This is a genomic window from Streptococcus sp. CF10-1, assembly GCF_024295825.1.
In the GTDB taxonomy this organism is placed as follows: Bacteria; Bacillota; Bacilli; order Lactobacillales; family Streptococcaceae; genus Streptococcus.
Genome location: NZ_JANCPQ010000001.1, coordinates 52,555 through 79,425 on the forward strand (window position 1 = coordinate 52,555; position 26,871 = coordinate 79,425).

At 41.0% G+C, this 26,871-nt stretch carries 24 protein-coding genes; 23 read left to right on the forward strand and 1 reads right to left on the reverse strand.

Annotation, left to right across the window (positions count from 1 at the left end; translation table 11 throughout):
- Positions 1-87: 87 nt before the first annotated feature.
- From NMM25_RS00290 to NMM25_RS00350, 13 genes are all read left to right on the forward strand, one after another.
- Positions 88-597, forward strand: a complete 510-nt coding sequence (locus NMM25_RS00290; RefSeq protein WP_254735620.1) for a GNAT family N-acetyltransferase — start codon at positions 88-90, stop codon at positions 595-597.
- Between the two features lie 437 nt (positions 598-1,034).
- Positions 1,035-2,183: a non-hydrolyzing UDP-N-acetylglucosamine 2-epimerase gene (gene wecB, locus NMM25_RS00295; RefSeq protein WP_254735621.1), complete on the forward strand. Its 1,149-nt coding sequence runs from the start codon at positions 1,035-1,037 to the stop codon at positions 2,181-2,183.
- A gap of 6 nt (positions 2,184-2,189) precedes the next feature.
- A complete protein-coding gene (locus NMM25_RS00300; RefSeq protein WP_125840752.1) occupies positions 2,190-2,969 on the forward strand; it encodes a hypothetical protein in 780 nt (259 codons plus the stop codon).
- Positions 2,970-3,111: 142 nt separating this feature from the next.
- Complete coding sequence (locus NMM25_RS00305; protein ID WP_254735622.1) at positions 3,112-4,422, forward strand: glycosyltransferase; 1,311 nt, start codon at positions 3,112-3,114, stop codon at positions 4,420-4,422.
- Between the two features lie 8 nt (positions 4,423-4,430).
- Positions 4,431-5,534: a glycosyl hydrolase family 8 gene (locus NMM25_RS00310; RefSeq protein ID WP_254735623.1), complete on the forward strand. Its 1,104-nt coding sequence runs from the start codon at positions 4,431-4,433 to the stop codon at positions 5,532-5,534.
- Between the two features lie 122 nt (positions 5,535-5,656).
- Entirely contained in the window at positions 5,657-7,057 is a 1,401-nt protein-coding gene (locus NMM25_RS00315) for a bifunctional Cof-type HAD-IIB family hydrolase/peptidylprolyl isomerase (protein ID WP_254735624.1), read from the forward strand.
- A gap of 1 nt (position 7,058) precedes the next feature.
- Positions 7,059-7,418, forward strand: a complete 360-nt coding sequence (locus tag NMM25_RS00320) for a S1 RNA-binding domain-containing protein (RefSeq protein ID WP_000689619.1) — start codon at positions 7,059-7,061, stop codon at positions 7,416-7,418.
- 53 nt (positions 7,419-7,471) lie between these two features.
- Complete coding sequence (locus NMM25_RS00325) at positions 7,472-8,221, forward strand: tRNA1(Val) (adenine(37)-N6)-methyltransferase (protein WP_254735625.1); 750 nt, start codon at positions 7,472-7,474, stop codon at positions 8,219-8,221.
- Positions 8,211-8,495, forward strand: a complete 285-nt coding sequence (locus tag NMM25_RS00330) for a GIY-YIG nuclease family protein (protein ID WP_000349629.1) — start codon at positions 8,211-8,213, stop codon at positions 8,493-8,495. Before NMM25_RS00325 ends, NMM25_RS00330 begins: the two co-directional genes overlap by 11 nt.
- 85 nt (positions 8,496-8,580) lie before the next feature.
- Positions 8,581-9,516, forward strand: coding sequence for a manganese-dependent inorganic pyrophosphatase (locus NMM25_RS00335; protein ID WP_254735626.1), 936 nt, complete (start codon positions 8,581-8,583; stop codon positions 9,514-9,516).
- 85 nt (positions 9,517-9,601) lie between these two features.
- The gene (locus NMM25_RS00340) at positions 9,602-10,114 is read left to right on the forward strand and encodes a YiiX/YebB-like N1pC/P60 family cysteine hydrolase (protein WP_254735627.1); all 513 of its coding nucleotides are present in this window, start codon (positions 9,602-9,604) and stop codon (positions 10,112-10,114) included.
- Positions 10,098-10,748 (forward strand): DUF1803 domain-containing protein, encoded by a 651-nt coding sequence (locus NMM25_RS00345; protein WP_254735628.1) that lies wholly within the window; start codon positions 10,098-10,100, stop codon positions 10,746-10,748. The genes NMM25_RS00340 and NMM25_RS00345 overlap by 17 nt, the downstream gene beginning before the upstream one ends.
- A gap of 101 nt (positions 10,749-10,849) precedes the next feature.
- Entirely contained in the window at positions 10,850-11,050 is a 201-nt protein-coding gene (locus NMM25_RS00350; RefSeq protein ID WP_000051178.1) for a CsbD family protein, read from the forward strand.
- A gap of 32 nt (positions 11,051-11,082) precedes the next feature.
- On the opposite strand, the gene NMM25_RS00355 is transcribed toward NMM25_RS00350, so the two are convergent.
- The gene (locus tag NMM25_RS00355) at positions 11,083-12,528 is read right to left on the reverse strand and encodes a UDP-N-acetylmuramoyl-L-alanyl-D-glutamate--L-lysine ligase (protein WP_254735629.1); all 1,446 of its coding nucleotides are present in this window, start codon (positions 12,526-12,528) and stop codon (positions 11,083-11,085) included.
- A gap of 105 nt (positions 12,529-12,633) precedes the next feature.
- On the opposite strand from NMM25_RS00355, the gene NMM25_RS00360 reads away from it, so the two are divergent.
- The 10 genes from NMM25_RS00360 (at position 12,634) to mltG (ending at position 26,826) form a co-directional block, all read left to right on the forward strand.
- A complete protein-coding gene (locus NMM25_RS00360; protein WP_000064204.1) occupies positions 12,634-14,256 on the forward strand; it encodes a polysaccharide biosynthesis protein in 1,623 nt (540 codons plus the stop codon).
- Positions 14,257-14,457: 201 nt separating this feature from the next.
- Complete coding sequence (locus NMM25_RS00365) at positions 14,458-16,416, forward strand: peptide ABC transporter substrate-binding protein (RefSeq protein WP_254735630.1); 1,959 nt, start codon at positions 14,458-14,460, stop codon at positions 16,414-16,416.
- 145 nt (positions 16,417-16,561) lie between these two features.
- A complete protein-coding gene (locus tag NMM25_RS00370; protein WP_125441794.1) occupies positions 16,562-17,656 on the forward strand; it encodes a cystathionine gamma-synthase in 1,095 nt (364 codons plus the stop codon).
- Between the two features lie 7 nt (positions 17,657-17,663).
- Positions 17,664-18,830 (forward strand): MalY/PatB family protein, encoded by a 1,167-nt coding sequence (locus NMM25_RS00375; protein WP_254735631.1) that lies wholly within the window; start codon positions 17,664-17,666, stop codon positions 18,828-18,830.
- Positions 18,831-18,922: 92 nt separating this feature from the next.
- Positions 18,923-22,018: a DEAD/DEAH box helicase gene (locus NMM25_RS00380; RefSeq protein WP_254735632.1), complete on the forward strand. Its 3,096-nt coding sequence runs from the start codon at positions 18,923-18,925 to the stop codon at positions 22,016-22,018.
- Positions 22,019-22,065: 47 nt separating this feature from the next.
- On the forward strand, positions 22,066-22,677 hold the full coding sequence (locus NMM25_RS00385) for a hypothetical protein (protein WP_061427763.1): 612 nt from the start codon (positions 22,066-22,068) through the stop codon (positions 22,675-22,677).
- A gap of 11 nt (positions 22,678-22,688) precedes the next feature.
- The gene (gene murC / locus NMM25_RS00390) at positions 22,689-24,023 is read left to right on the forward strand and encodes a UDP-N-acetylmuramate--L-alanine ligase (RefSeq protein ID WP_254735633.1); all 1,335 of its coding nucleotides are present in this window, start codon (positions 22,689-22,691) and stop codon (positions 24,021-24,023) included.
- A 9-nt stretch (positions 24,024-24,032) separates the two neighbouring features.
- Positions 24,033-24,500 (forward strand): GNAT family N-acetyltransferase, encoded by a 468-nt coding sequence (locus NMM25_RS00395; RefSeq protein WP_254735634.1) that lies wholly within the window; start codon positions 24,033-24,035, stop codon positions 24,498-24,500.
- A complete protein-coding gene (locus NMM25_RS00400; protein WP_000702419.1) occupies positions 24,497-25,000 on the forward strand; it encodes a GNAT family N-acetyltransferase in 504 nt (167 codons plus the stop codon). Before NMM25_RS00395 ends, NMM25_RS00400 begins: the two co-directional genes overlap by 4 nt.
- A 74-nt stretch (positions 25,001-25,074) precedes the next feature.
- Positions 25,075-26,826 (forward strand): endolytic transglycosylase MltG, encoded by a 1,752-nt coding sequence (gene mltG, locus NMM25_RS00405; protein WP_000927558.1) that lies wholly within the window; start codon positions 25,075-25,077, stop codon positions 26,824-26,826.
- Positions 26,827-26,871: the final 45 nt, after the last annotated feature.

The window sequence follows — 26,871 nt, forward strand, 5'->3', positions numbered from 1 at the left end:
GTAAGATTCTTTTGTCTTACTAGGTTTTTTCTTTTAATCTTTATTATCGTGCTATAATGGTAGGAGGAAGCTATAAAGGAGCAACTTATGAAGACGACATGTTCAATTAGAAAAATGCAAGAATCTGACATTAAAGATCTATCTCGAGGATTTATCAGCCAAGGTTGGCCGGGTAGAGAAGAAATTTTGGCTAGATATTTTCTTGAACAAGAATGTGGGGAGAGAGAAGTCTTAGTTGCAGAGGTTGAGGGTGCTTTAGCGGGTTATATCACAATTTTGCCCTGCGCTAAGCAGGGGCCTTTTGCAGAGATCTATCCAGAACTCTCAGATTTCAATGTCTTTGAGCCCTTTCAAAATCAAGGTATTGGAAATCTCTTGCTGGAAGAAGCAGAAAAACGAGTTAGGCTCATATCGGATAAGGTGACCCTTGGTGTTGGGCTCCATTCAGGGTATGGACCTGCCCAGAGATTGTACATCAAACGAGGCTATATTCCAGATGGGACGGGTGTTTGGTATCAGAACCATCAACCGGCCATGAATGCGGTGTGTGAAGATATCGGTGACCTTGTTTTATATCTGTCGAAAAATTTGTTTTAAGACAGATTTTATAAGATTTAAATTTTAAATATAGTAAACAATCACAGTCCCTTTTTCATTCGAAAAAGGGATTTTTTTGTTTGAAATTGTTTGATTTATTCCTCAAAGTGGTAAAATATAATTGTTTGAAATATCAAGATAAAAATAAATATCGAAAAAAACATATAAGGTTTAGTTTTTTTAAATACGGATTCTTTTGAAGAGTCTTAAAATTTCCTAAAATAAGGCCTTTTAAAGGTTGTAAATAATATTATTACAAAAAGGTTACAAATTGTTAAAATTAAATTAAATGCAATAATATAATTTGGAAAAAATTTGACATATAAATTAATAGACGGTAAAATAGTTAAGATTGTCAAATTAATTGATTTGCGCAATAATTCGATATAAAGATTAATCTGATGTGTCAAATTTTATTATAGTAGAAGGATACCATAATGAAGAAATTGAAAGTGATGGTTGTTTTTGGAACACGACCAGAAGCTATTAAAATGGCCCCTTTAGTGTTAGAATTGCAAAAACATAGTGATAGTATTGAGACGATTACAGTTGTGACAGCTCAGCACCGTCAAATGCTAGATCAAGTTCTTGAAACGTTTAGCATCAAGCCGCATTATGACTTGGATATTATGGGGCAAAATCAATCCTTTTTAGATATTACTGGAAAAATTTTAGAAAAGTTTGATCCAATTGTTAAGCAAGAACTTCCAGATATGATTCTTGTTCACGGAGACACAACGACAACTTTTGCAGCAAGTTTAGTTGCTTTCTATAATCAGGTACGAATCGGCCACGTTGAAGCTGGTTTAAGGACTTTTGATAAGTATTCTCCTTTCCCAGAAGAAATGAATCGTCAGATGACAGATAACCTTGCGGATCTTTATTTTGCTCCAACTAGTGAGAGTAAAGAAAATCTTCTTAAGGAAAATCATCCTGAGTCTGCTATTGTCATTACGGGAAATACAGCCATTGATGCCTTGAAACTAACCGTTCAATCGGATTACTATCATGAAGTTCTAGATCAATTGGATCCAGATAAGAAACTTGTATTGGTAACCATGCATCGTCGTGAAAATCAAGGTCAACCAATGAGAAATGTCTTTACAGCTTTACGTGAGATGGTCGATCTTCATCAGGAAATTGAAGTTGTTTATCCTGTTCACCTTAGCCCTGCTGTGCAAGAAGCAGCAAAAGATATCTTAGCCGGTCACGATCGTATTCACTTGATTGAGCCTTTAGATGTACTTGATTTTCATAATTTGGCTTCAAGAAGCTATTTTATCATGACCGACTCTGGTGGTGTTCAGGAAGAGGCGCCTTCTCTGGGCAAACCTGTCCTTGTCCTTCGTGACACGACGGAACGTCCAGAAGGAGTAAGAGCAGGTACTTTGAAGCTAGTTGGTACGGATCCAGTACGTGTGAAAGAAGCGATGGCAGCACTCTTAACAGATGAAACTCTTTATGGACAAATGTCTCAGGCACCAAATCCTTATGGAGATGGAAGAGCTTCTGAACGAATCGTACAATCCATTCAACAGTACTTTGGGGCAGCGACTTCTGTATCTGAATTCAAAGGGGGAAAATAAGATAAAATGAAAAATTGGAGTCAATTTAAAAACTGGCTTATGGCTTTGCTTGCCTGTGAGGTCATTCTTTTGGTGCTTTGTTTTTTGTATGCTCGAGCAATCATTTTAGAACAAATCTTGTTTTTAGCTTTAGCCTTGTTTGCCGTGTTGGTATTATCTGACCTTTTGCTTACTTGGACCCTTATCTTAGCATTTGGCTTTGGACTTATCGTTTTGGTTGCGGGTGTGGTTTATATCCCAATCATTCAACTGGTCTTCTTATTGATCAGTTTTCCACTTTTGATTGGGATTCTACTTAAGGTTCGTTATTATTTCTTCAAGGTGGCCTCAAAGGTCCAAGAACAGGAAGACGAAGCTCGAGCAGATTACCAAGCTATGGTCACTGAACAAAGTGATGTTACGGTTCAATCTCTATTGATTCATTGGGCACATGAAGATTTGTTCTTCCAGATTAAACCCAAAGAACATAACCAGATGCTCAGTCGTATTCAAGAGGTAATTGCTCAGGAATTGAGTTACAATGATAAGCTCTATTACGTTTCGGATGGTAATTTTCTCGTTCTATCGAGTAGTAGTCAGCATTCTTTGAAGGACCTTTACTTTAATGGTTTGCAGGAGAAACTGAACAGTTTAGTTTTTCATGGAGAAGATGGCAATCAAGGAATTCAGTTCCAAACAGGCTATTTGGTGATTAACTCTGATAATAAAGATAAATACCAAGACTATGCAGATGTTGCCAGTCATCTCAAACGTCAACTAGAGACAGATGTAATTGTAGAATATTAGGAGGGAAACATGACTTTAACCGAACTATTTTTTGGTATTGCTTTGGGGCTCAGTCTCGCCTTTGGCATTTGTTTTATCATACTATTTATTGCATACAATATTCTTTACCATCGAGTGAACAAAAATTTTAAGGCGGTGAATCATGATTAGTCAAATGTTAATGATTTTTACGCTACTTACTATTTGGATTTCTCTAGCTTGGGGATTGGTAATTCTCTTTTCAGCTGTTCACTTTTGGTTTAAACATAGTGATTTTCGTGTAGACACTTCGCCGCTACCTTATTATCCTAAGGTTACCATTGTTGTTCCTGCCCATAATGAGGATGTGGTTATTGCCCAAACAGCAAAAGCTATCTTGGATATGAACTATCCTCACGACCGTGTGGAGTTGCTTCTATTCGCAGATAACTGTTCAGATAACACCTATGCAGAATGTTTGTCTGTACAAGCCATGCCTGAGTATGCAGGAAGAAATCTGACGATTATCGACCGTACTGGTACGGGAGGAAAGGCGGGCGTTCTAAACGATGCTTTGGAGATGGCAACGGGCGAATACATCTGTGTCTATGATGCGGATGCTATGCCTGAAAAAAATGCTCTTTATTTCCTTGTCAAAGAAGTGATAAAGGACCCAGAACGCCATGTGGCATCTTTCGGTCGAAACAAGACTCGAAATGCCAATCAAAATTTCTTGACTCGTTGTATCAACCAAGAAATCGTTGTTACTCAGCGGGTGCACCATGTTGGGATGTGGCATCTCTTTAAAATTGGTCGTATCCCAGGAACCAACTTTATCATTCAAACCGACTTTGTAAAGAGTATCGGTGGTTGGAAAAATGGTGCCTTGACAGAGGATACTGATATTTCCTTCAAAATCATGCAGAGTGGTAAATTGATTGCCCTTGCCTATAATTCAGAGGCTTTCCAACAAGAACCTGAGACTTTAAAGAGTTACTATATGCAGCGTAAACGTTGGGCGAAAGGAAATTATGAAGTAGTTCTCTCGAACTTTAAGCATTTATTTGGCAGAGCAAACTGGCGCGTTAAACTAGAAGTCTTTAACTATTCATGTGTCTTCTTTTGGTTTAACTTTGCTATTGTCCTATCGGATTTGATTTTCCTAGCGAATGTGCTAGCGATCTGCCTTAATCTTTTCTTCCCAGATGTCAGGGTTCCGTTTGCTTTTGATGCGGACAATATCTACATCGCCCAGCTCATGCTTTTTAACTGGATTCTCATGATTGGTCTCTATTTGATGCAGATTATGATTGCATTGGCAAGTCAATTTGGACAAGCGACGACGAAACAAATCTGGTTGGCCTTGGCAGCCTATTTCTCTTATGCACAGATGTTTATCGTTGTATCCATTGATTCCATTTCTTCAATCGTACTGGATAAAGTACTCCAACGAAAAGAAACCAAGTGGGTTAAAACCAAGCGATTTGCAGGATAGGAGATTCTATGAAAACGAATAAATTAAAATATGTCTGGTTTGTGCTTATCCTTTCTATCTTTTGTTTAGCCTTGTTTTTAGCAAGAGGAAGGACTAAAATCGAGATGCGTAATCGAATTTACAGACAATGGAGCCAACAGTTCCTTGTTACAAAAGGCGATCAGTCTTATGTTCGTACGACGAGTGATTCGGAGGGAACAACAGTTCTATCTGAAGCCCAAAGTTACGGCATGCTCATAACGGTTTTAGCAGCCCAAAAAGGGCAAGCAAGTCAAGCAGATTTTGAGAGTCTTTATCGTTATTACCAAAATCATCGTATTGAGGGGACGCAGTTGATGTCTTGGAAGCAAGTGATCAAAAATGATAGCGAAACGGTTGAAAAGCAAAACGCAACCGATGGTGATCTCTATATCGCTTATTCTTTGATTGAAGCTGCCAAACAGTGGCCAGATAAGGCTCAGGAATATGAAGGACAAGCCAAAAGTATCTTGATTGATATTCTTCGATTTAATTATAATGAGGAGACCGGTGTTCTAAAAGTAGGAAATTGGGCCCAAAAAAATTCAGATTTTTACTATCTGATGAGAACATCTGATACACTACCTCATTATTTCCAAGTATTTTATAATTTAACTGGTGATAAACAATGGCTAGATGTCAAGGATAAGATGCTTGGGCAATTGGAGCAAATTAGTTCTCAATCTGAGACCGGTCTCTTGCCAGATTTTATCTGGGTAGAGAAGTCAGGTGCGCGTGTTGCTAAAGCAAATACTATTGAATCTCAATATGATGGGGCGTATTCTTATAATGCTTGTCGCTTGCCTTATCACTTATCTCAAAGTCAAGACGAAAGAAGTCAAAAACTCGTTCAAAAGATGATGGATTTCTTTATGAAAGAGCAACGTATCTATGCTGGTTATGACTTGAACGGAACGGCCTTCAATCAATACCAGGCAGGTAGTTTCTTGGCACCGATTACTTATGCATCTGACAAGGGAGAAGGTTATCTGAAACTTCTTCAGCAAAATAAATACATTTTCACACAAGATTTACCTTTGGATAACTACTATGATGCAACGATGATTACCATGATTGCTCTAGAGCTGTTCTAGAATGAAAAGAGAGGGCTAGTTATACTGGCTCTCTTTTTGATAGGATTTTCATCTTTTTTCAAAAAAGGAATTTCCTAAGTTTTATGGTATAATGGAAAGAGTGATAAAAAAGAGGTAGAGAGATGGATGCAAAATTAAAATACAAGGCGAAAAAGATTAAAATCGTCTTTTTTGATATTGATGATACCTTGCGTACGTCAAAGACAGGTTTTATTCCAGCTACAATTCCCACTGTCTTTAAACAGTTGCGAGAGAAAGGGATTTTAACAGGAATCGCCTCTGGGCGAGGTATTTTCGGTGTTGTTCCAGAGATTCGAGACCTCAAGCCTGACTTTTTTGTGACCTTGAATGGGGCCTACATCGAAGATAAAAAAGGTCAGGTTATTTATCAACATCAGATTGAGAAATCAGATGTTGAGGAGTATGTCACTTGGGCGAAGGAAGAGCAAATTGAGTATGGCTTGGTTGGCAGTCATGACGCCAAACTCTCCACTCGAACAGAACTGATCAATGAGGCTATTGATCCGATTTATCCAAACTTGGATGTGGATCCAGATTTTCATGAAAAAGCGGACATTTACCAGATGTGGACCTTTGAGGAAAAAGGGGATGACTTGCACCTACCAGAGTCTTTATCAGATAAACTTCGCATGGTGCGTTGGCATGAACATTCATCTGATATCGTGCCGATTTCAGGTTCAAAAGCCACTGGTGTAGCTAAGGTGGTGGAACATCTAGGCTTGAAACCAGAGAATGTCATGGTCTTTGGTGATGGTCTCAATGACTTGGAACTCTTTGATTATGCTGGAATCAGTATTGCTATGGGTGTTTCCCACGAAAAGATCAAAGAAAAAGCAGATTATATTACAAAAACAGTAGAAGAAGATGGCATTTTTGATGCCTTAGAAGGATTTGGTATGGTAGAAAAAGAATTGCATTTCCCACAAGTAGACATTGAAACAGTAGAAGGTCCGTTGGCGACTATTAAGACAAATCACGGAGACTTGCGTATCAAGCTCTTCCCTGAACATGCTCCCAAAACAGTAGCCAACTTTGTTGCTCTGTCAAAAGACGGTTACTATGATGGTGTAATTTTCCACCGAATTATCAAGGACTTTATGATCCAAGGTGGAGATCCAACTGGTACTGGTATGGGTGGTGAGTCAATCTACGGCGACTCTTTTGAAGATGAATTTTCAGAAGAACTCTACAATATCCGTGGTGCCCTTTCTATGGCCAATGCTGGTCCAAATACCAATGGTAGCCAGTTCTTTATCGTTCAAAACCAACATTTGCCATACTCTAAGAAAGAGATTGCGCGTGGTGGCTGGCCTGAACCAATCGCTGAGATTTATGCAGAACAAGGTGGAACTCCTCACCTTGACCGCCGCCATACTGTTTTTGGGCAATTGGTAGATGCAGAATCTTTTGCTATCTTGGATGCCATTGCAGCTGTTGAGACAGGTGCAATGGACAAACCAGTTGAAGATGTAGTAATTGAAACGATTGAAATTGAGGACTAGAATGAAAATTGGTGATAAGCTAACTGGGCGTATTACAGGAATTCAGCCCTATGGTGCCTTTGTCGAGTTAGAGACAGGGGTGACAGGGCTGATTCACATCTCGGAGATTCGGACGGGATTCATTGAAAATATCTATGACATTTTAAAAATTGGCGATGAAGTTCAAGTTCAGGTGGTGGATTTTGACGAATACACTGGGAAGGCCAGTCTTTCTATCCGTACCTTGGAAGAGGAAAAACATCAATTGCCAAGACGGAGACGTTTTTCAAATGATCGGATCAAGCACGGTTTTGCACCACTTGGACGAATGATGCCTGTTTGGACGCGTGAGGCATTAGAGCATTTAAAGAAGAAGCCATAAATACGATTATCTAAATCATTTGTAATATTAACATAATTTATTATAATGAAAATATGAAAGAAGAACAATTATTAAAATCAGGAGAGCGAATCAATCAGCTCTTTTCGACAGATATCAAGATCATTCAAAATAGAGAGGTGTTTAGCTATTCGGTGGATAGTGTTCTTTTATCACGCTTTCCTCGCTTCCCTAAACGGGGTTTAATTGTGGACTTTTGTGCTGGAAATGGTGCAGTGGGACTTTTTGCTAGTTCACGTACTCAGGCGCGGATAATATCTGTAGAGATTCAGGAGCGCTTGGCGGATATGGCAGAGCGTTCGGTTCAGTTGAATGGCTTGGAAGAGCAGATGCAGGTCATCTGTGATGATTTGAAAAATATGCCTGCCCACATTCAGGGAAGTAAGGTGGATATGATTTTGTGTAATCCGCCTTATTTTAAGGTGGATCCGCATTCTAATCTGAACGAGAGTGAGCACTACCTTCTGGCCAGACACGAAATTACGACTAACCTAGAAGAAATTTGCCGAAGTGCTCAGAGTATTCTCAAGTCTAATGGCCGTTTGGCCATGGTCCATCGTCCAGATCGGCTCTTGGATATCCTAGATATGCTCAAACGCCATAATTTGGCACCCAAGCGCCTGCAATTTGTCTATCCGAAACGTGAGAAGGAGGCCAATATGCTCTTAATCGAAGCCATCAAGGATGGATCGACCAGTGGCTTCAAGGTTTTGCCACCGCTCATTGTTCACAATGACGATGGTTCCTACACGCCAGAAATTCAAGAGCTTTACTATGGATCATAAGGCCTATATGTATGTGGTGGAGTGTCGCGACGGTTCTTACTATACGGGTTATACAACGGATGTGAAGAGACGCCTTGCCGTTCATAATAGTGGTAAGGGAGCCAAGTATACCCGAGCTCGCTTGCCAGTTAAACTCATCTATGTAGAGGGTTTTGCCAGTAAGGAAGAAGCCATGTCTGCCGAAGCTCTTCTCAAACGTAAGAAAAGACCACAGAAAGAACGATTTTTATCCGAAAATCAAGAAAAAAATCTAGTTAACGATATTGATGTCTAATGAGGAGTCCTTTGGCTCCTCTTACTTTTGTCAAAAGAGGAAAAAAGTGCTACAATAAGATGAATAAATTTAAAGAGGTATTATCATGTCTAAGATTCTAGTATTTGGTCACCAAAATCCAGACTCAGATGCCATCGGGTCATCTGTAGCCTTTGCTTACCTTGCAAAAGAGGCTTATGGATTGGACACAGAAGCAGTAGCACTTGGAACTCCTAATGAAGAAACAGCCTTCGTTTTGAACTATTTTGGTGTAGAAGCCCCACGCGTCATCACATCTGCTAAATCAGAAGGTGCAGAACAAGTCATCTTGACTGACCACAATGAATTCCAACAATCAGTGTCAGATATCGCTGAAGTAGAAGTTTACGGTGTTGTGGACCACCACCGTGTGGCTAACTTTGAAACTGCAAGCCCACTGTACATGCGTTTGGAACCAGTTGGATCAGCTTCATCTATCGTTTACCGCATGTTCAAAGAACATGGTGTGGCAGTTCCTAAAGAAATCGCAGGATTGATGCTTTCAGGTTTGATTTCAGATACTCTTCTTTTGAAATCACCAACAACTCACCCATCTGATAAAGTCATTGCTCCTGAATTGGCTGAATTGGCTGGTGTCAACTTGGAAGAGTACGGTCTTGCTATGCTCAAGGCTGGTACTAACTTGGCAAGCAAATCTGCTGAAGAATTGATTGACATCGATGCTAAGACCTTTGAACTCAATGGAAATAAGGTTCGTGTTGCCCAAGTCAATACAGTTGATATTGCTGAAGTCTTGGAACGTCAAGCTGAAATCGAAGCAGCAATGCAAGCGACTAATGCAGCAAACGGCTATTCTGACTTTGTTTTGATGATTACAGATATCGTCAACTCAAACTCTGAAATTTTGGCTCTTGGATCAAACATGGACAAGGTAGAAGCAGCTTTCAACTTCAAACTTGAAAACAATCACGCTTTCCTTCCAGGTGCTGTTTCACGTAAGAAACAAGTGGTGCCTCAGTTGACTGAAAGCTTTAATGCTTAATATTTTGGGTGTTATTTCAAAATAGAAAACGATGTTTTCTATATAACTAAAGGGGTTTCGGCTCCTTTTTTTCTAGGAGAGAAAGATGTTAGAAAATGGTGATTTGATTTTTGTGAAGTACCTTTCAGATATGGGGCAGGCCATCCAGGTTTCTACTGGGAACTATAGTCATGTAGCCATCTTTTTGGACGGTTTCATCTACCATGCTAGTGGGCAAGCAGGGGTCATTTGTCAAGAACCTGCTGAATTTTTTGAACCGACTCATCTCTACGATCTTTATGTCTATCCAGAGCTGGAAGTTGACTTGGTAAAGGAGAAGGCTTGCCAGCATCTCGGTGCTCCTTATAATAGCTCGTTTTATCCAGATGGGAATGGCTTTTACTGCTCCCAGTACATCGCTGAAATCCTACCGATTTTTGAAACTATTCCCATGAAATTTGGGGATGGGGAGCAGGAGATTAGTGATTTTTGGAGGGACTATTACAGGAAACTCGAACTTCCTGTGCCCCTGAATCAACCAGGGACCAATCCTAGTCAACTAGCAACATCCCCTCTATTAGAATGTAAAGAAAGGAATCTTCATGATTCAGATTTTTAATCCATCTCGTTTGACTCGACAGCCATTTTTTATAGATTTGGTGGACTATCTGGACCAGCATGACGATGTGATTCTACGAGAAATCAAAGCTCAGTTTCCAGGTGCGGCAGTTGATAAACTCATGGAAGAGTATATAAAGGCAGGTTTGATCCGAAGGGAAAACAAACGTTATTCCCTTAATCTCCCTTTTCTAGAATCAATAGACAGTCTGGTCCTTGACCAAGAGATTTTTGTCAGAGAGGATAGTCCAGTCTATCAAGCTTTGCTGGAGAAGACTTTTGAGACAGAATTGTGCAATCAAACCAATGCAGCTATCTTAGTTGAAAAGTCTGACTTTGCAAGAGAAAAGATGACCTTATCCAACTATTTCTACAAGGTCAAGCACCAATATCCTTTGACAGAAAAACAGCAGGAACTCTATGCCATTTTGGGAGATATCAATCCTGAGTATGCCCTCAAGTATATGACGACTTTTTTGTTAAAATTCCTCAAAAAAGACCAACTGATACAGAAACGTCGTGATATCTTCGTTGAGAGTCTAGTCGTCTTGGGCTATGTTGTGCAAAACGAAGAAGGGAAGTATGAGTTGGCTGTTGATTTCGACAAGGAACGGTTGACTTTCTATTTACCTTAATTGCTTCATTTTGAGCAGATTGTTTGACTTTACTAAAGAATAAGCATAAACTAAATGTAAGCGATAACGTTTATCGTATTAAAAGCAAAGGAGACAGAACTATGTCACTTGAAAATAAATTGGATCAAGCAACTGGTGCTATCAAAGAAGGATTTGGTAAAGTTACTGGTGATAGCAAGACAGAAGCAGAAGGTGCTGTAGAAAAAACAGTTGCCAAAGCAAAAGAAGTTGTTGAAGATGCTAAAGGTGCTGTAGAAGGTGCCGTTGAAGGTCTTAAAAATTCATTTAAGAAAGAAGACTAAAAAAATCAAGGGAAACATTCCCTTGATTTTTTTTATAGATAACGTTCTGCGATAGCTGCGTCTCCAGGATAGTCTTCTTTCTTTCCTTGGACGATTTGGTAACAATCAGCTCCCTTGCCTGCAATAATCACAGCATCGAGTTCTTGATCTGTGATGGCCATGGCCGCCTTGATGGCTTGTTCACGATCGGCAATCTTTTCAACAGGATGACTGATATAGCTGCTGATTTCCTCTGCAATGGCCATTGGATCTTCATAGTTGGGGTCATCCGCAGTTAGAAAGACTTGAATCTCAGGATGCTGATTGAGGAGGAGGCCAAAGTCTTTGCGACGACTTTCACCCTTGTTTCCAGTCGAACCGAGAACCAGAGAAATCTTTCCAGTTTGATGAGTTTCTACAACAGAAATCAGTTTTTTCAGACTATCACCATTGTGGGCATAGTCGATGAAGACCTTGGCTCCATTTTTCTGAGTGAGAACTTCCATACGTCCAGGAACGCGGGTTGCAGCGATCCCTTTTTTGATGTCCTCCAGACTGGCACCTAGACGAAGACAGGCAAGTCCTGCAGCAACGGCATTTTCTTGGTTAAAGTGGCCGATGAGTTGGATATCATAATCACCAGCGAGTTTACCTGTAGCTGAAAAGCTAAAGGCTTTGGAGTTCTCGATTTGGTTACTTGACTGGCTACCATAGAAGTCATGCTCTTGATCTTCCACTTGTTCTTTCAATACAGAAAAGTGGTCCATGTCGCTATTAATGACAACTGCTCGGCTATTTTTCATCAAGAGACGTTTGTGATAGAAGTAGTCTTCAAAGCTAGGATGCTCAATCGGACCGATATGGTCAGGAGTGATGTTAAGAAAGACACCTACATCAAAGGTCAGACCATAGACTCGATGAACAAGATAGGCTTGGCTAGAGACTTCCATTACAAGATGGGTTCGACCATTCTTAACAGCCTGAGCCATCATGTCGAAGAGATCGATATTTTCGGGTGTTGAGAAGGAAGATTTAAAGAAGGTCTCGCCATCCAGAGTTGTGTTCATAGTTGACAAGAGAGCTGTTGGGTAGCGTTGAGATAGGATGTGGTAAGCAAAGTACGCTGCTGTTGTCTTTCCTTTTGTCCCTGTGAAAGCGAGAATTTTGAGTTTCTCTTGTGGATTGCCATAGAATTCCATAGCAATTAAACTCATGGCTTTTTTGATATCGTTCACAACGATGACGGGGATACCGACCTCGTAGTCCTTTTCTGCGACATACCAAGTTAATCCTTGACTTATAGCAGAAAGGAGATATTCTTTTTTAAAGGCAGCACCTTTTGCAAAAAAAAGAGTCCCTTCTTTTACTTTTCGGCTGTCATAACTGATGCTATCAAAAACAACTTCACTGTAGTTGTAGTGGTAATGTCCTTGGTCAATAATCTCGCGAAAAAGGCCATCTTTCTTTAAAATATCTAATACGGTTTCAATCTTAATCATACTTTCTATTATAAACTTCAAGCCCGAATTTTACAAGTAACAAGGAAAAGTTTATAATGGAAGATAAGGAACTTTTCCTAGTTATCAAAATTGAATGAGGAAGCTATGTCTAACGAAAACAATCACCAGCAAGCCCAGATGTTGCGAGGGACTGCCTGGCTAACAGCTAGTAACTTTATTAGTCGCCTCCTTGGGGCTATCTACATTATTCCCTGGTATATCTGGATGGGGACTTATGCTGCTAAGGCAAACGGACTCTTTACCATGGGCTACAATATTTACGCCTGGTTCTTGCTTATTTCGACAGCGGGTATCCCAGTTGCGGTCGCCAAACAAGTGGCTAAGTACAATACCATGCGAGAAGAAGAGCATAGCTTTGCCTTAATTCGGAGTTTCCTAAGCTTTATGACGGGCTTGGGCTTGGTCTTTGCTTTGGTCTTGTATCTCTTTTCTCCCTGGTTAGCAGATTTATCAGGTGTGGGGAAAGACCTGATTCCCATCATGCAGAGCTTGGCTTGGGCGGTCTTGATTTTCCCATCTATGAGTGTCATTCGAGGCTTCTTCCAAGGGATGAATAACCTCAAACCCTATGCTATGAGTCAAATCGCCGAGCAGGTGATCCGTGTTATCTGGATGTTGATGGCAACCTTCTTCATTATGAAGATGGGTTCTGGTGACTACTTATCAGCCGTTACCCAATCGACCTTTGCGGCCTTTGTGGGGATGGTGGCAAGTTTTGCAGTTTTGATCTACTTCCTTGCCCAAGAAGGTTTGCTTAAAAGAGTCTTTGAAACACGGGATAAAATCAATAGTAAGCGACTTTTAGTCGATACCATCAAGGAAGCCATTCCCTTTATCCTGACAGGATCAGCCATCCAGCTCTTCCAGATTTTAGACCAGATGACCTTTATTAATAGTATGAAGTGGTTTACCAATTACAGCAATGAAGATTTGGTTGTCATGTTTTCTTATTTCTCTGCCAATCCTAATAAAATTACCATGATTTTAATCTCTGTAGGAGTTTCGATTGGGAGTGTCGGTTTGCCGCTGTTGACGGAAAACTATGTAAAAGGTGACTTGCCGGCAGCGGCTCGCCTAGTCCAAGATAGCCTAACCATGCTCTTCTTATTTCTACTACCTGCAACGGTTGGAGTGGTCATGGTAGGGGAGCCTCTTTATACAGTCTTTTACGGTAAGCCAGATAGTCTGGCCATGGGCTTATTTGTCTTTGCAGTTTTGCAGTCTACTATCCTAGGATTGTATATGGTCTTGTCTCCTATGCTTCAGGCCATGTTCCGAAACCGCAAGGCAGTTCTTTACTTTATCTATGGTTCCATTGCTAAGATTGTCTTGCAATTGCCAACCATTGCTATTTTCCACAGCTACGGTCCTTTGATTTCAACGACTATCGGCTTGATTATTCCGAATGTCTTGATGTACCGAGATATCTGCCAGGTAACGGGTGCTCGTCGAAAGATAATCTTGAAGCGAACCATTTTGATTACCATCTTGACCCTTGTCATGTTTATCCTAGTTGGCTTCTTGCAGTGGCTACTCGGTTTTGTCTTCCAGCCAAGTGGACGATTCTGGAGTTTCCTTTATGTGGCTCTCATTGGAGGTCTTGGAGGAGGTCTTTATGGTTTGATGAGCCTACGGACACGACTCTTGGACAAGATAATCGGCAAAGCTCAAGCAGACCGACTACGTACACGATTGAAAATATCGTAAGAAGATTTATAAATAAAAGTAATGAATTTAACCTTTCTTTAACAGAAAGGTTTTTATACTACATTTTCCTTAAAAAAGAGAACTTTTTCTAAAAATAAGAGCGAAAAATATGCTTTTTTAAGTTTTTCTTCAGAAATCACTTGACTAAATAAAACCAAAGCTGTATAATAAGACAAAACTTTTAAACAGGAGGTTCTGGAAATGAAAAAGTCTAAGGCCAAGTATCTGACACTTGCAAGTGTCGTGTTAAGCGCTGGTATTCTACTGAGCGCATGTGGAAATTCAAGTAGCGCTACTAAAACATATAACTATGTTTATTCGAGCGATCCATCCAGTTTGAACTATCTTGCAGAAAACCGTGCGACAACCACTGACATCGTGACCAATTTGGTGGATGGGTTGATGGAAAACGACCAATACGGTAACTATGTTCCATCATTGGCAGAGGATTGGACTGTTTCTCAGGACGGTTTGACCTATACTTACAAATTGCGTAAGGATGCAAAATGGTATACTTATGAGGGTGAAGAATACGCCCCTGTAACGGCCCAAGACTTTGTGACAGGTTTGAAATACGCTGCTGATAAAAAATCCGAAGCCTTGTACCTGGTCCAAGACTCTGTAGCAGGTTTGGATGACTATATCAACGGGAAAACGACTGACTTTTCAACTGTCGGTGTTAAGGCGATTGACGACCAAACAGTTCAGTACACTTTGACACGTCCAGAACCTTATTGGAATTCTAAAACAACTTCAACCATTCTCTTTCCTGTCAATGCAGATTTCTTAAAATCAAAAGGGGATGATTTTGGTAAGGTAGATCCTTCTAGCATTTTGTACAGTGGACCTTTCTTAATGAAATCTTTTGTTTCAAAATCTGTTATCGAATACAAGAAAAATCCAAATTACTGGGATGCTAAAAATGTCTTTGTGGATGATGTGAAATTGACTTACTATGACGGTAGTGACCAGGATGCCCTAGCTCGTAACTTCGTAGAAGGAGTATACAGCTACGCACTTCTCTACCCAAATAGCTCAAGCTTTGAAGGCATTAAAGAGAAGAACAAGGATAACATCATCTATAGTATGCAAAACGCAACTTCTTATTACTTGAACTTCAACTTGGACAGAAAATCTTATAACTTCACTTCTAAGTCCTCAGATGTCGAAAAGAAATCTACCCAAGAAGCAGTTCTGAATAAAAACTTCCGTCAAGCCTTCAACTATGCATACAACCGTACAGCCTATGGAGCACAATCTCAAGGGGAGGACGGAGCAACGAAGATTATTCGTAATCTAGTGGTACCTCCTACATTTGTAAGCATCAACGGAAAAGACTTTGGCGATGTTGTTTCAGAAAAGATGGTCAACTATGGCCAAGAATGGCAAGGAATCAATTTTGCAGATGCACAAGATCCATACTACAATCCTGATAAAGCTAAAGCTAAATTTGCAGAAGCTAAGAAAGAATTGGAAGCTAAGGGTGTGCAATTCCCAATCCACTTGGATGTAACAGTTGACCAATCAGCTAAAAAAGGTGTACTTGAAGCGAGCTCTTTGAAACAATCCATCGAATCTGTTCTAGGAGCTGAGAATGTGGTGATCGATATCCAACAATTATCAACAGATGACTACGATAATTCTGGCTACCTCGCTCAAACCGCAGCTCAAAAAGACTTTGATATCTATAATGGCGGTTGGAGTGCTGACTACTTGGATCCATCAAGTTATCTAGATATCCTAAATGTCAATAACGGTGGTATGTTGCAAAACATTGGTCTAGAACCAGGTGAGGTCAATGACAAGGCTAAGGCAGTTGGTCTGGATACTTACACTCAAATGCTAGAAGAAGCGAATAAGGAGCAAGAACCAGCAAAACGTTATGAAAAATATGCTGAAGTTCAAGCTTGGCTCGTTGATAGCGCCCTTGCTATTCCAAACGTTTCTCAGGGTGGAACACCGACCTTGAGAAAGACAGTTCCATTCTCATCGCCATTCTCACAAGCTGGAAATAAGGGTGTCGAATCATACAAGTACCTCAAGTTGCAAGATAAGACTGTAACGGCTGATGAGTATGAAAAAGCTAAAGAAAAATGGCTGAAAGAAAAAGAAGAATCAAATAAAAAAGCCCAAGAAGAACTGGCAAAACACGTTAAATAACCAGTCTATTCAACAGGAAAAACGATAGTTTCTCAAGGAACTATCGTTTTTATATAGTTTGAAACTATAACTAGCTCTTGAAAACAAGAAAATAAGTTAGTGAAAATAAGTGGTACAATAGTTACTATAGATTTGGAGGTATTGTATGAGCAAAGAACTACACATCAACACAATTTTGGCCCAGGCTGGGATCAAGTCAGATGAGGCTACAGGTGCCTTGGTAACACCGCTTCATTTTTCAACCACTTATCAGCATCCAGAGTTCGGTCAGTCTACGGGATTTGACTATACCCGTACTAAAAATCCAACTCGCAGTAAGGCGGAGGAAGTCTTGGCGGCAATCGAATCAGCAGATTATGCCCTAGCGACAAGCTCAGGAATGGCTGCGATTGTACTGGCTTTTAGTGTTTTTCCAGTAGGAAGTAAAGTCTTGGCTGTTCGTGATCTGTATGGGGGTTCTTTCCGTTGGTTCAACCAAGTGGAGCAGGAAGGCCGTTTCCATTTTACCTATGCCAATACAGAAGAAGAGTTGATTGCTGAGTTGGAGAAAGATGTGAATGTTCTCTATATTGAAACACCAACCAATCCCTTGATGTTGGAATTTGATATTGCAAAACTAGCCAAACTAGCTCATGCCAAGGGTGCCAAGGTAGTGGTGGACAATACCTTCTACAGTCCGATTTACCAACGTCCGATTGAAGATGGTGCGGATATCGTTCTTCATTCTGCCACCAAGTATTTAGCAGGGCACAATGATGTTTTGGCTGGGGTGGTTGTGACTAATAGTTTAGAACTATATGAACAACTTTTCTATAATCTCAATACGACAGGTGCGGTCTTGTCACCATTTGATAGTTATCAGTTGATTCGTGGTCTTAAAACTCTACCTCTTCGTATGGAACGTTCTACAGCCAACGCCCAAGAAGTGGTTGCTTTTTTGAAGGATTCACCTGCTGTCAAGGAAGTGCTCTATACTGGACGCGGGGGTATGATTTCCTTTAAAGTAGTGGATGAAAAACGTATTCCTCATATTTTAAATAGCCTCAAGGTCTTTTCATTTGCGGAAAGTTTGGGTGGGGTAGAGAGTCTGATCACCTATCCGACAACTCAAACCCATGCGGATATTCCAGCAGAAGTGCGCCATTCCTATGGCTTAACAGATGACCTCTTGCGCTTGTCAATTGGGATTGAAGATGCTAGAGATTTGATTGCGGACTTGCGCCAAGCTTTGGAAGGATAAGATAGATATGGGAAAATATGATTTTACAAGCCTGCCCAATCGTTTTGGACACCATACTTATAAATGGAAAGAAGCGGAAGCTAATCGAGAAATTCTACCAGCCTGGATAGCAGATATGGACTTTGTGGTTTTGCCTGAGGTTCGACAAGCTGTACAAGCCTACGCAGATCAGTTGGTCTATGGCTATACTTATGCTAGTGATGATTTGATTCAGTCGGTTCAGGACTGGGAAGCCAGTCAACACGGCTATCGCTTTGACAAGGATGCCCTCGTCTTTATAGAGGGAGTGGTACCAGCTATTTCAACAGCCATTCAAGCCTTTACAAAAGAAGGAGAGGCTGTTCTGATTAACACACCGGTCTATCCACCTTTTGCCCGCAGTGTCAAACTGAACAATCGTCGATTGATTACCAATTCTTTGGTGGAAAAGGATGGGCTGTTTGAGATTGACTTTGAGCAATTGGAGAAAGACTTGGTGGAGAATGCTGTCAAACTCTATCTACTCTGCAACCCTCATAATCCTGGTGGACGTGTTTGGGAAAAGGAAGTGTTAGAAAAGATTGGTCATCTCTGCCAAAAACATGGTGTTTTGTTGGTTTCAGATGAGATTCACCAAGATTTGGCCCTCTTTGGTCACAAACACCAGTCATTTAATACCATTGATCCAGCTTTTAAAGACTTTGCCCTTATCTTGAGTAGTGCCACTAAAACATTTAATATTGCTGGGACCAAGAATTCCTATGCAGTTATTGAAAATCCAAAGCTTCGTGTGGCTTTCCAAAAACGCCAGTTGGCCAATAACCAACATGAAATCTCAGGCTTGGGGTATTTGGCGACAGAAGCTGCCTACCGTTATGGTAAGGACTGGTTAGGAGACTTAAAAGAAGTCATCGAGGACCACATTAACTATGTAGTGGATTTTTTGGGCAACGAAACCAAGATTAAGGTCATGAAACCGCAAGGTACCTACTTGATCTGGCTTGATTTTTCAGCCTATGACCTAACGGATGACCGCTTGCAAGAGCTTTTGAAGAATGAAGCCAAGGTTATCTTGAATCGAGGTTTGGACTTTGGAGAGGAGGGAACTCTTCATGCCCGCCTCAATGTGGCTATGCCGAAGTCAGTACTGGAAGAGGTTTGCCAACGCATCGTGACCACTTTTGCTACACTTTAAAAATCCAGCCTTCTAGGAGAAAAGTCTTCCTAGAAGGCTATTTTCGTAGGGGAAAATGTGGTATAATGAAAAGATAAGATAAAGGGGTAACTATGGCTAAATTGATTCCAGGGAAGTTGCGCATGGAGGGTGTTATACTCTATGAAACAGGCAACATTGAGATAATCAAGGAAAAAGGGAATCGCCTCTATACTCGTGTGGCGGGAGAAGACTTGCGCTACAGTTTAGAGGATGATCTGGTTTTTTGTGCTTGCGATTTTTTCCAAAAAAGAAGTTACTGTGTTCACCTCGCAGCGCTCGAGCATTATCTGAAGAATGATGAAGAAGGCCAGGTGATTTTACAAGCCTTAGAAAAAGGACATGAAGAGCAAGAAGAGGTCGAAACCAAGGTTAGTTTTGGCGGTAGTTTTTTGGAGCGGATCCAACCTCAGAAGAGAGAGAAAATCTACACTTTGTCGTCTCAAGGCCAGGTAGAAGCTGGAACCAATCGCCTCCTTTGGACTCTCCGAATCGGTTTAGTTGATAGTCAAAAATATTATGTCATTCGTGACATCCCTCTCTTTTTGAAGGTCTTAGTCCATCGAAAGCCATATATGATTGGGAAACACCATGAAAATGACTTGTCTTGGGATGCCTTTGATACAGCTAGTCAAGAAGTTCTTACTTTTTTATGTGGCTTAATTGAGGAGGGACTGAGTCAAGACCTCTTTTTCCCCAATCAAGGTCGTCACCTCTTTTTCCCTCTGACCTTTTTTGAGCAGGGGGTAGAGTTGCTGATGAACTTGGAGGATTTTCATTTTGAGCACCAGATTACTAGTTATGAAAATCTTCTCTTTCACGATTTAGATCCAGAAGCAAACCTTTTCTCTTTTTCCGTGAAGGAGTATCCCGATTATTTTGAGATGGAGATTTCTGAAAGTGAGCGAGTCAACGTATTCTATGGAGGGGCAGTTCTATTTCGTAAGGGGAATCTTTATCTCTTAAACCCTAAACAAATCAGCCTCCTAAAGGAAATCAAAGAGCTCCCTCAGGAGGAAAGAGGGAGAAAATGCCTCCAGTTTGACAACAGTGATCGTGACCGTCTGGCCGCCTGTCTTCCTTTGTTTGGACAGCTGGGCACAGTTTCTGCTCCTGAGCGCTTGCAAATCAGACCCTTTTCACCAATCTTTTACTTTGATAGGGAGGATGACGGCCGCATCCGTTTGGATATCCAGTTTGACTATGGAGATGTTAAGGTGACTAGTCGCCAACAGCTGGAACAATTACCATTTTCAAGCGATGCCGTCTTGGAAAACCAGCTATTTCAAGTCTGTTTAGGGGCTGGTTTTGAGGCTGATTTTCAGTCTTGGAGACAGGCTTTGAAGCCAGAGGCAGTTTATTCTTTCTTTCACCATACGATTCCAGCTTTTGAGAAATTGGGTCAGGTTTTCTTGTCTGATGAGATGAATCAGCTCTACAGCGTCCAAGCTCCTCAGGTTCAGATTGAGTCCAAGGGAGGACTGTTGGAGATTCAGTTTGATTTCCAAGGGATTGCCCAAGAAGAGATTGATCAAGCTCTTAAAGCCCTGACCAGCAATCAGGATTTCTATATCAGTTCTTCTGACCAAGTGTACTTTTTTGATGAGGAAACCAAGCAGATTCGTCAAAATTTGCAGGAACTGGGGGTTGAGCTAAAAGATGGTTCTTTTCAGGCTCGGAAATCCCTAGCTTACAGTTTGTCTCAGTTGTTTGAAGGTCGAGATAGGATCTCCTTCTCAGAGGAATTTCAGCATTTAGCTCATGATTTGACCCATCCAGAGGACTTTCCTTTGGGAGATATACGGGTGCAGGCGAGTTTGAGAGACTACCAGGAAAAGGGAGTCCGTTGGCTCCAGATGCTTCATCACTATGGTTTTGGTGGCATCCTAGCAGATGATATGGGACTGGGAAAAACACTGCAAACCATCGCTTTTTTGACCAGTCAGGCGACAGAAGATAGTCGGGTCTTGATTTTAGCGCCGTCAGGTTTAATCTACAACTGGGCAGATGAATTCAGGAAATTTGCCCCACAGTTGGATTTGGCTGTCGTTCATGGTTTGAAAGCGAATCGAGAAGCGATTCTTTCTGAAAATCACCAAATCTATGTGACTAGCTATGCAACCTTTCGTCAAGACAGCGAGCTTTATCAAGAGATGGCTTTTGATTTTCTCTTCTTAGATGAAGCTCAGGTCATGAAAAATGCCCAGACCAAGATTGCTCAGAGTTTGCGCCAGTTTGTGGTGCCAGCAGTTTTTGCTTTGTCAGGTACCCCCATCGAAAATCATTTAGGAGAGTTGTGGTCTATCTTTCAAATTGTGCTACCGGGGCTCTTACCAAGTAAAAAGGAGTTTATGAAATTACCGGCTGAGCGAGTCGCGCAGTTTATCAAGCCTTTCGTTATGAGGCGTAAGAAAGAAGAAGTCCTTACAGAACTGCCTGATCTGATCGAAGTCGTCTATAAAAATGAACTGGAAGATCAGCAGAAGGCCATCTATCTCGCCCAGTTGCAACAAATGCGAGACCGACTAGCCCAAGTGACAGATCAAGAATTCCAAAGAAGTCGGGTAGAAATCTTATCTGGACTCATGCGTTTGCGTCAAATCTGCGATACGCCAGCTCTCTTCATGGACGATTACCAAGGAGCTAGTGGTAAATTGGATAGTCTCCGAGATTTATTGCTACAAGTGGCAGATGGTGGCCATCGGGTCTTGATTTTCTCCCAATTCAAAGGAATGTTGGAAAAAATCGAGCAAGAACTTCCAGACTTGGGCTTGACTTCATTCAAAATCACAGGCTCAACTCCTGCTCAAGACAGACAGGAGATGACTAAGGCCTTTAACCAAGGGGAAAGAGATGCCTTTCTCATCTCTCTGAAGGCGGGTGGTGTTGGTCTTAATCTAACGGGAGCTGATACAGTTATTTTGGTTGACCTTTGGTGGAATCCCGCTGTCGAAGCACAGGCCATCGGAAGAGCCCACCGCATGGGGCAGGAGCAGATGGTCGAGGTCTATCGTTTGATTACCAAGGGGACCATTGAAGAAAAAATCCAAGAACTTCAAGAACAAAAGAAACATTTGGTTTCCCAAGTTTTAGATGGTACGGAGTCGCGTGCGAGTCTCAGTCTGGCAGAAATTCGTGAAATTTTGGGAATTTCTGAAGCCAGCATTTGAAAAATCAAGACAATACGCTATAATGAAGTGTTGAAAGGAAATACAAAATGAAACAAGATCGATTTCCATTGGTGTCAGATGATGAGATCATGCTGACCAAAATGCCAGTCATGGACTTGTACGATGAGTCAGACTTTATTAGCAATATCAAAGGTGATTACCGCGATAAAAACTATTTGGAATGGTCTCCTATCAATGAGGAAGAAACCGTAGTTTCTCCAGTGGTTAATAAGGAGTCAAAACCGAGCCCAGAACCTAAAAAGGTTGAAAAAACGTATGCTGAATTGGCTCGAGAAGAGGCGCGTGCGGATTTGAAGAAGAAACGTTCAGCCAAGTATTTGACTCAGGATGTTAGTCATACTAGACGACACAATGGTTCAACACTTGTTCGTCAAGGAAACCAACCAACAGCACCATTTCAAAAGGAAAATCCAGGTGAGTTTGCCAAATTTAGTAAAAACTTGAGTCAGTCTCACTATATCTTAGCTGAGGAGGTTGGCCAAGTGGCGAATCCAACTCCGAAAACCCAAACGGAAAAAGCTAAAAAGAACAACTATGATTTTTTAAAGAAGAGTCAAATCTATAATAAAAAGAATAAGCAAACAGAACAGGAACGTCAGGTTGCCCAAGAGTTGAATCTGACAAGAATTACTGAGTAGGGGAGAAAAGCATGTCAAAAACATATCATTTTATTGGAATCAAGGGATCAGGGATGAGTGCCCTAGCCTTGATGTTGCACCAAATGGGACACAAGGTTCAAGGTTCAGACGTTGAAAAATACTACTTTACTCAACGTGGACTAGAGCAGGCAGGGATTGCCATTCTTCCTTTTGATGAAAAGAACCTACAAGGTGATGTGGAGATTATCGCGGGAAATGCCTTCCGTCCAGATAACAATGTTGAAATCGCCTATGCCGACAAAAATGGTATCAGCTACAAACGTTACCATGAATTCCTAGGTAGCTTTATGCGCGACTTTGTCAGCATGGGAGTGGCAGGAGCACATGGAAAAACTTCAACAACAGGTATGCTGTCACACGTCTTGTCTCACATCACAGACACCAGCTTTTTGATTGGAGACGGGACAGGTCGCGGTTCAGCCAATGCCAAATATTTTGTCTTTGAATCAGACGAATATGAGCGTCATTTCATGCCTTACTACCCAGAATACTCTATCATCACCAACATTGACTTTGACCATCCAGACTACTTTACAAGTCTAGAGGACGTTTTCAATGCCTTTAACGACTATGCCAAACAAATTACCAAAGGTTTGTTTGTATACGGTGAAGATGCTGAGTTGCGTAAGATTACAGCCAATGCGCCAATCTATTACTATGGGTTTGAAGCTGAGGACAATGACTTTGTAGCTAGTGATCTCCTTCGTTCTACGACTGGTTCAACATTCACCGTTCACTTCCGTGGACAAGAGTTGGGTCAATTCCACATTCCAACCTTTGGTCGTCACAATATTATGAATGCGACAGCTGTTATTGGTCTTCTTTACACAGCTGGATTTGATTTGAACTTGGTCCGTGAACACTTGAAAACTTTTGCAGGTGTTAAGCGTCGTTTCACTGAAAAAATCGTCAATGATACAGTGATTATTGATGACTTTGCCCACCATCCAACAGAAATCATTGCAACCTTGGATGCTGCTCGTCAGAAATATCCAAGCAAGGAAATCGTGGCAGTCTTCCAACCGCATACCTTTACAAGAACCATTGCCTTGTTGGACGAATTTGCCCATGCATTGAATCAAGCAGACGCCGTCTATTTAGCGCAAATCTATGGATCAGCTCGTGAGGTGGACCATGGTGATGTCAAAGTAGAAGACTTAGCCAATAAAATCAACAAGAAACACCAGGTTATCACTGTTGAAAATGTTTCTCCGCTCCTAGATCATGACAATGCTGTTTACGTCTTTATGGGTGCAGGAGACATCCAAACCTATGAATATTCATTTGAACGTCTCTTGTCTAACTTGACAAGCAACGTCCAATAAGGAAAACAGATGGAAATTCCAATCACAATAAGGCAAGCTACCCTATCAGATTTAGAAGAAATGTTGGCGATTGAAGAAGCCAATCCTTCGTTAGAAGAGGTATTTAGCCGCCAATCCTTAGAAGAGAGTATCCGCAAGACTGCGGGTACCTTTCTTGTAGCTGGGGATGAAAATCAGCTCGTGGGCTATATTTTAGGAGAAGCTCAGTCTATTCATCCCAAATGGATAGAAATAAAATCATTGACTATTCATCCTGACCATTGGGGACAGGGACTGGGAACTCTTCTTCTTGCAGCCTTGAAACAGGTGACAGTCGAACTAAATCACCAAGGTATTCTTTTGCAGAGTCCTGATGAACTACTATCATATTTTGAAATGAATGGCTTTGTTGAAGAAGAAATTACAGAAAGTCATTATGGCAGTGGTTCTGAATGGTATCTGATTTGGGCAAATCCCTTTTATCAGGAGGAAAAATGAAAATCAGACAAGCAAGATTTTCGGATTTAGATCGGATTATAGAGATAGAGCTAGAGAATTTTTCCCTTGAAGAAGCCATTCCTCGTTCGGTCTTTGAAGCGCATTTGCAGGAGATTCAGACCAGTTTTCTGGTAGCTGAAAAAGGGGGGCATATTCTTGGTTATATCGAAGGTCCAGTCGTCCCGCACCGCCATCTCCAAGATCAGTCCTTTACAGAAGAAATAAAAGACTATAGCCATCAACCTGGAGGTTATATTTCTGTGACTTGCCTATCTATTGCCAAGGAAGCACAAGCTTTGGGAGTGGGGAAAAGACTATTAAAGGCTCTGAAAGAAGTCGCTTTAGAACATGAACGAGAGGGCATTAACTTGACATGTCATGACTACCTTATCGCCTATTATGAAAAACATGGCTTTGTTAATGAAGGAATATCTCAGTCAAGCTTTGCTGGGGAAACATGGTATGATATGGTCTGGCAGCCTGAAAATAAAGAAAACTAGCTAGGGAATGCCCTAGTTGGTTGCTTTTCTGCAACTTTTAAGATATAATATTAGGGATTGTCAACAAGGAGGTAATGCTTTTGACTGAAAAATCAAGAGAAGAAGAAAAATTAAGCTTTAAAGAGCAGATTCTACGTGATTTAGAAAGAGTAAAAGAACAAGATAGAAGAGAGAAAGAAGTAGAGATTCCAAATCTGACGGCTTCATCATCTCCAGCTAGTTCAGCAACTCCTTCAGATCTTGAACCAGAAACATCAACAGAAGAGTTGATGGCTGATTCCCTGTCTGTTGTCGATAAAATTCTAAAGAATGCACCAAGTGTTCCTCCACTTTCAAGTGCTAGAACTGATGAAACGGATGACCAAGAAGAGAAAGAGATTAGACAGCCAATCATTGATAAAATTGAAGTTGTAGAATCTGAAGAACCTCTAGTAGAGCCGATTCATCTGGCTGAAGAACCTGTAGTGGAACCCGTTCAACCTAAGGTAGAACCAGTTGAGCTTAAACCTGAAGAAAAAGAATTTAACGATACTCCGACTAAGGTAGCCGTAACCTATAAAACAGAAGATAAGAAAGAGGAAATCACCCCAGGAATGCCTGAAAGAGTAGAGCCTGTTTCTACAGAATCTAGCAGTGGATTAGCTGATGCTCCACGTCGTAGTCGTCGTCAAGGTGCAACATCAACTAAGAAAAAGAAAAAATCAAAAGCTAAAGGTTGCCTAGTAACAGTTCTAGTTCTCCTAGTACTCGTTGCAGTTGGTGGTTACTTTGGTTATGGTTACGTTCAAGATTCTTTGAAACCTGTTGATGCGAGCTCTAAGGATTACGTAACGGTTCAAATCCCAGACGGAGCAAACGTTCAAGAAATTGGAAGCACCTTGGAAAAATCTGGTTTGGTTAAACATGGACTTATCTTTAGCCTTTATGCTAAATACTATAGTCATGCCAACTTGAAGTCAGGTTATTACAACTTGAAGAAGAGTATGAGTACGGATGAGTTGATTCAAGAATTGGAAAAAGGTGGGACTCCTGAAGCTCAGGCACCTGTTCTTGCAAACTTGACAATTCCAGAAGGCTATACATTAGAGCAAATCGCTCAAACAGTAGGACAACTTCAAGGTGAATTTAAAGAACCTCTTACTGCGGATGCTTTCTTGGCAAAAGCTCAAGATGAGACCTTTATCTCACAATTAGTAGCCAAGTATCCAAACCTACTTGGAAGTCTTCCAACAAAAGACAGTGGCGTTCGTTATCGTCTTGAAGGCTACCTTTTCCCAGCGACCTATACGATCAAAGACAGTACAACTGTTGAAAGTTTGATTGATGAGATGGTGGCTGCTATGGATAAGGCTATGTCACCATATTACGCTACGATCAAAGAAAAGAATCTGACAGTTAATGAATTGCTCAGCATTGCTTCTCTTGTCGAAAAAGAAGGAGCTAAGACCGAAGACCGCAAGAAAATCGCAGGTGTCTTCTATAACCGCTTGAATGCCGGTATGCCACTTCAAAGTAACATCGCTATCCTATATGCTCAAGGAAAACTTGGTCAAAAGATTAGTTTAGCAGATGACGCTGGAATTGATACAACAATTGATTCACCATACAATGTTTACACGCACCTTGGCCTCATGCCTGGACCGGTTGATAGCCCAAGTTCGGATGCGATTGAAGCAAGTGTAAACCAGACAAAGAGTGAGTACTTGTACTTTGTGGCCAATGTAGAAGATGGTAAAGTATACTTTGCAACAACAAAAGAAGAACATGATCAAAACGTTGCAGAGCATATCAATAGCAAGTTACCTCAAGCAAGTAGTTCAAACTAAAATTATGTGGTTTTCCACATAATTTTGTTTTAAAAAAGTAAATAG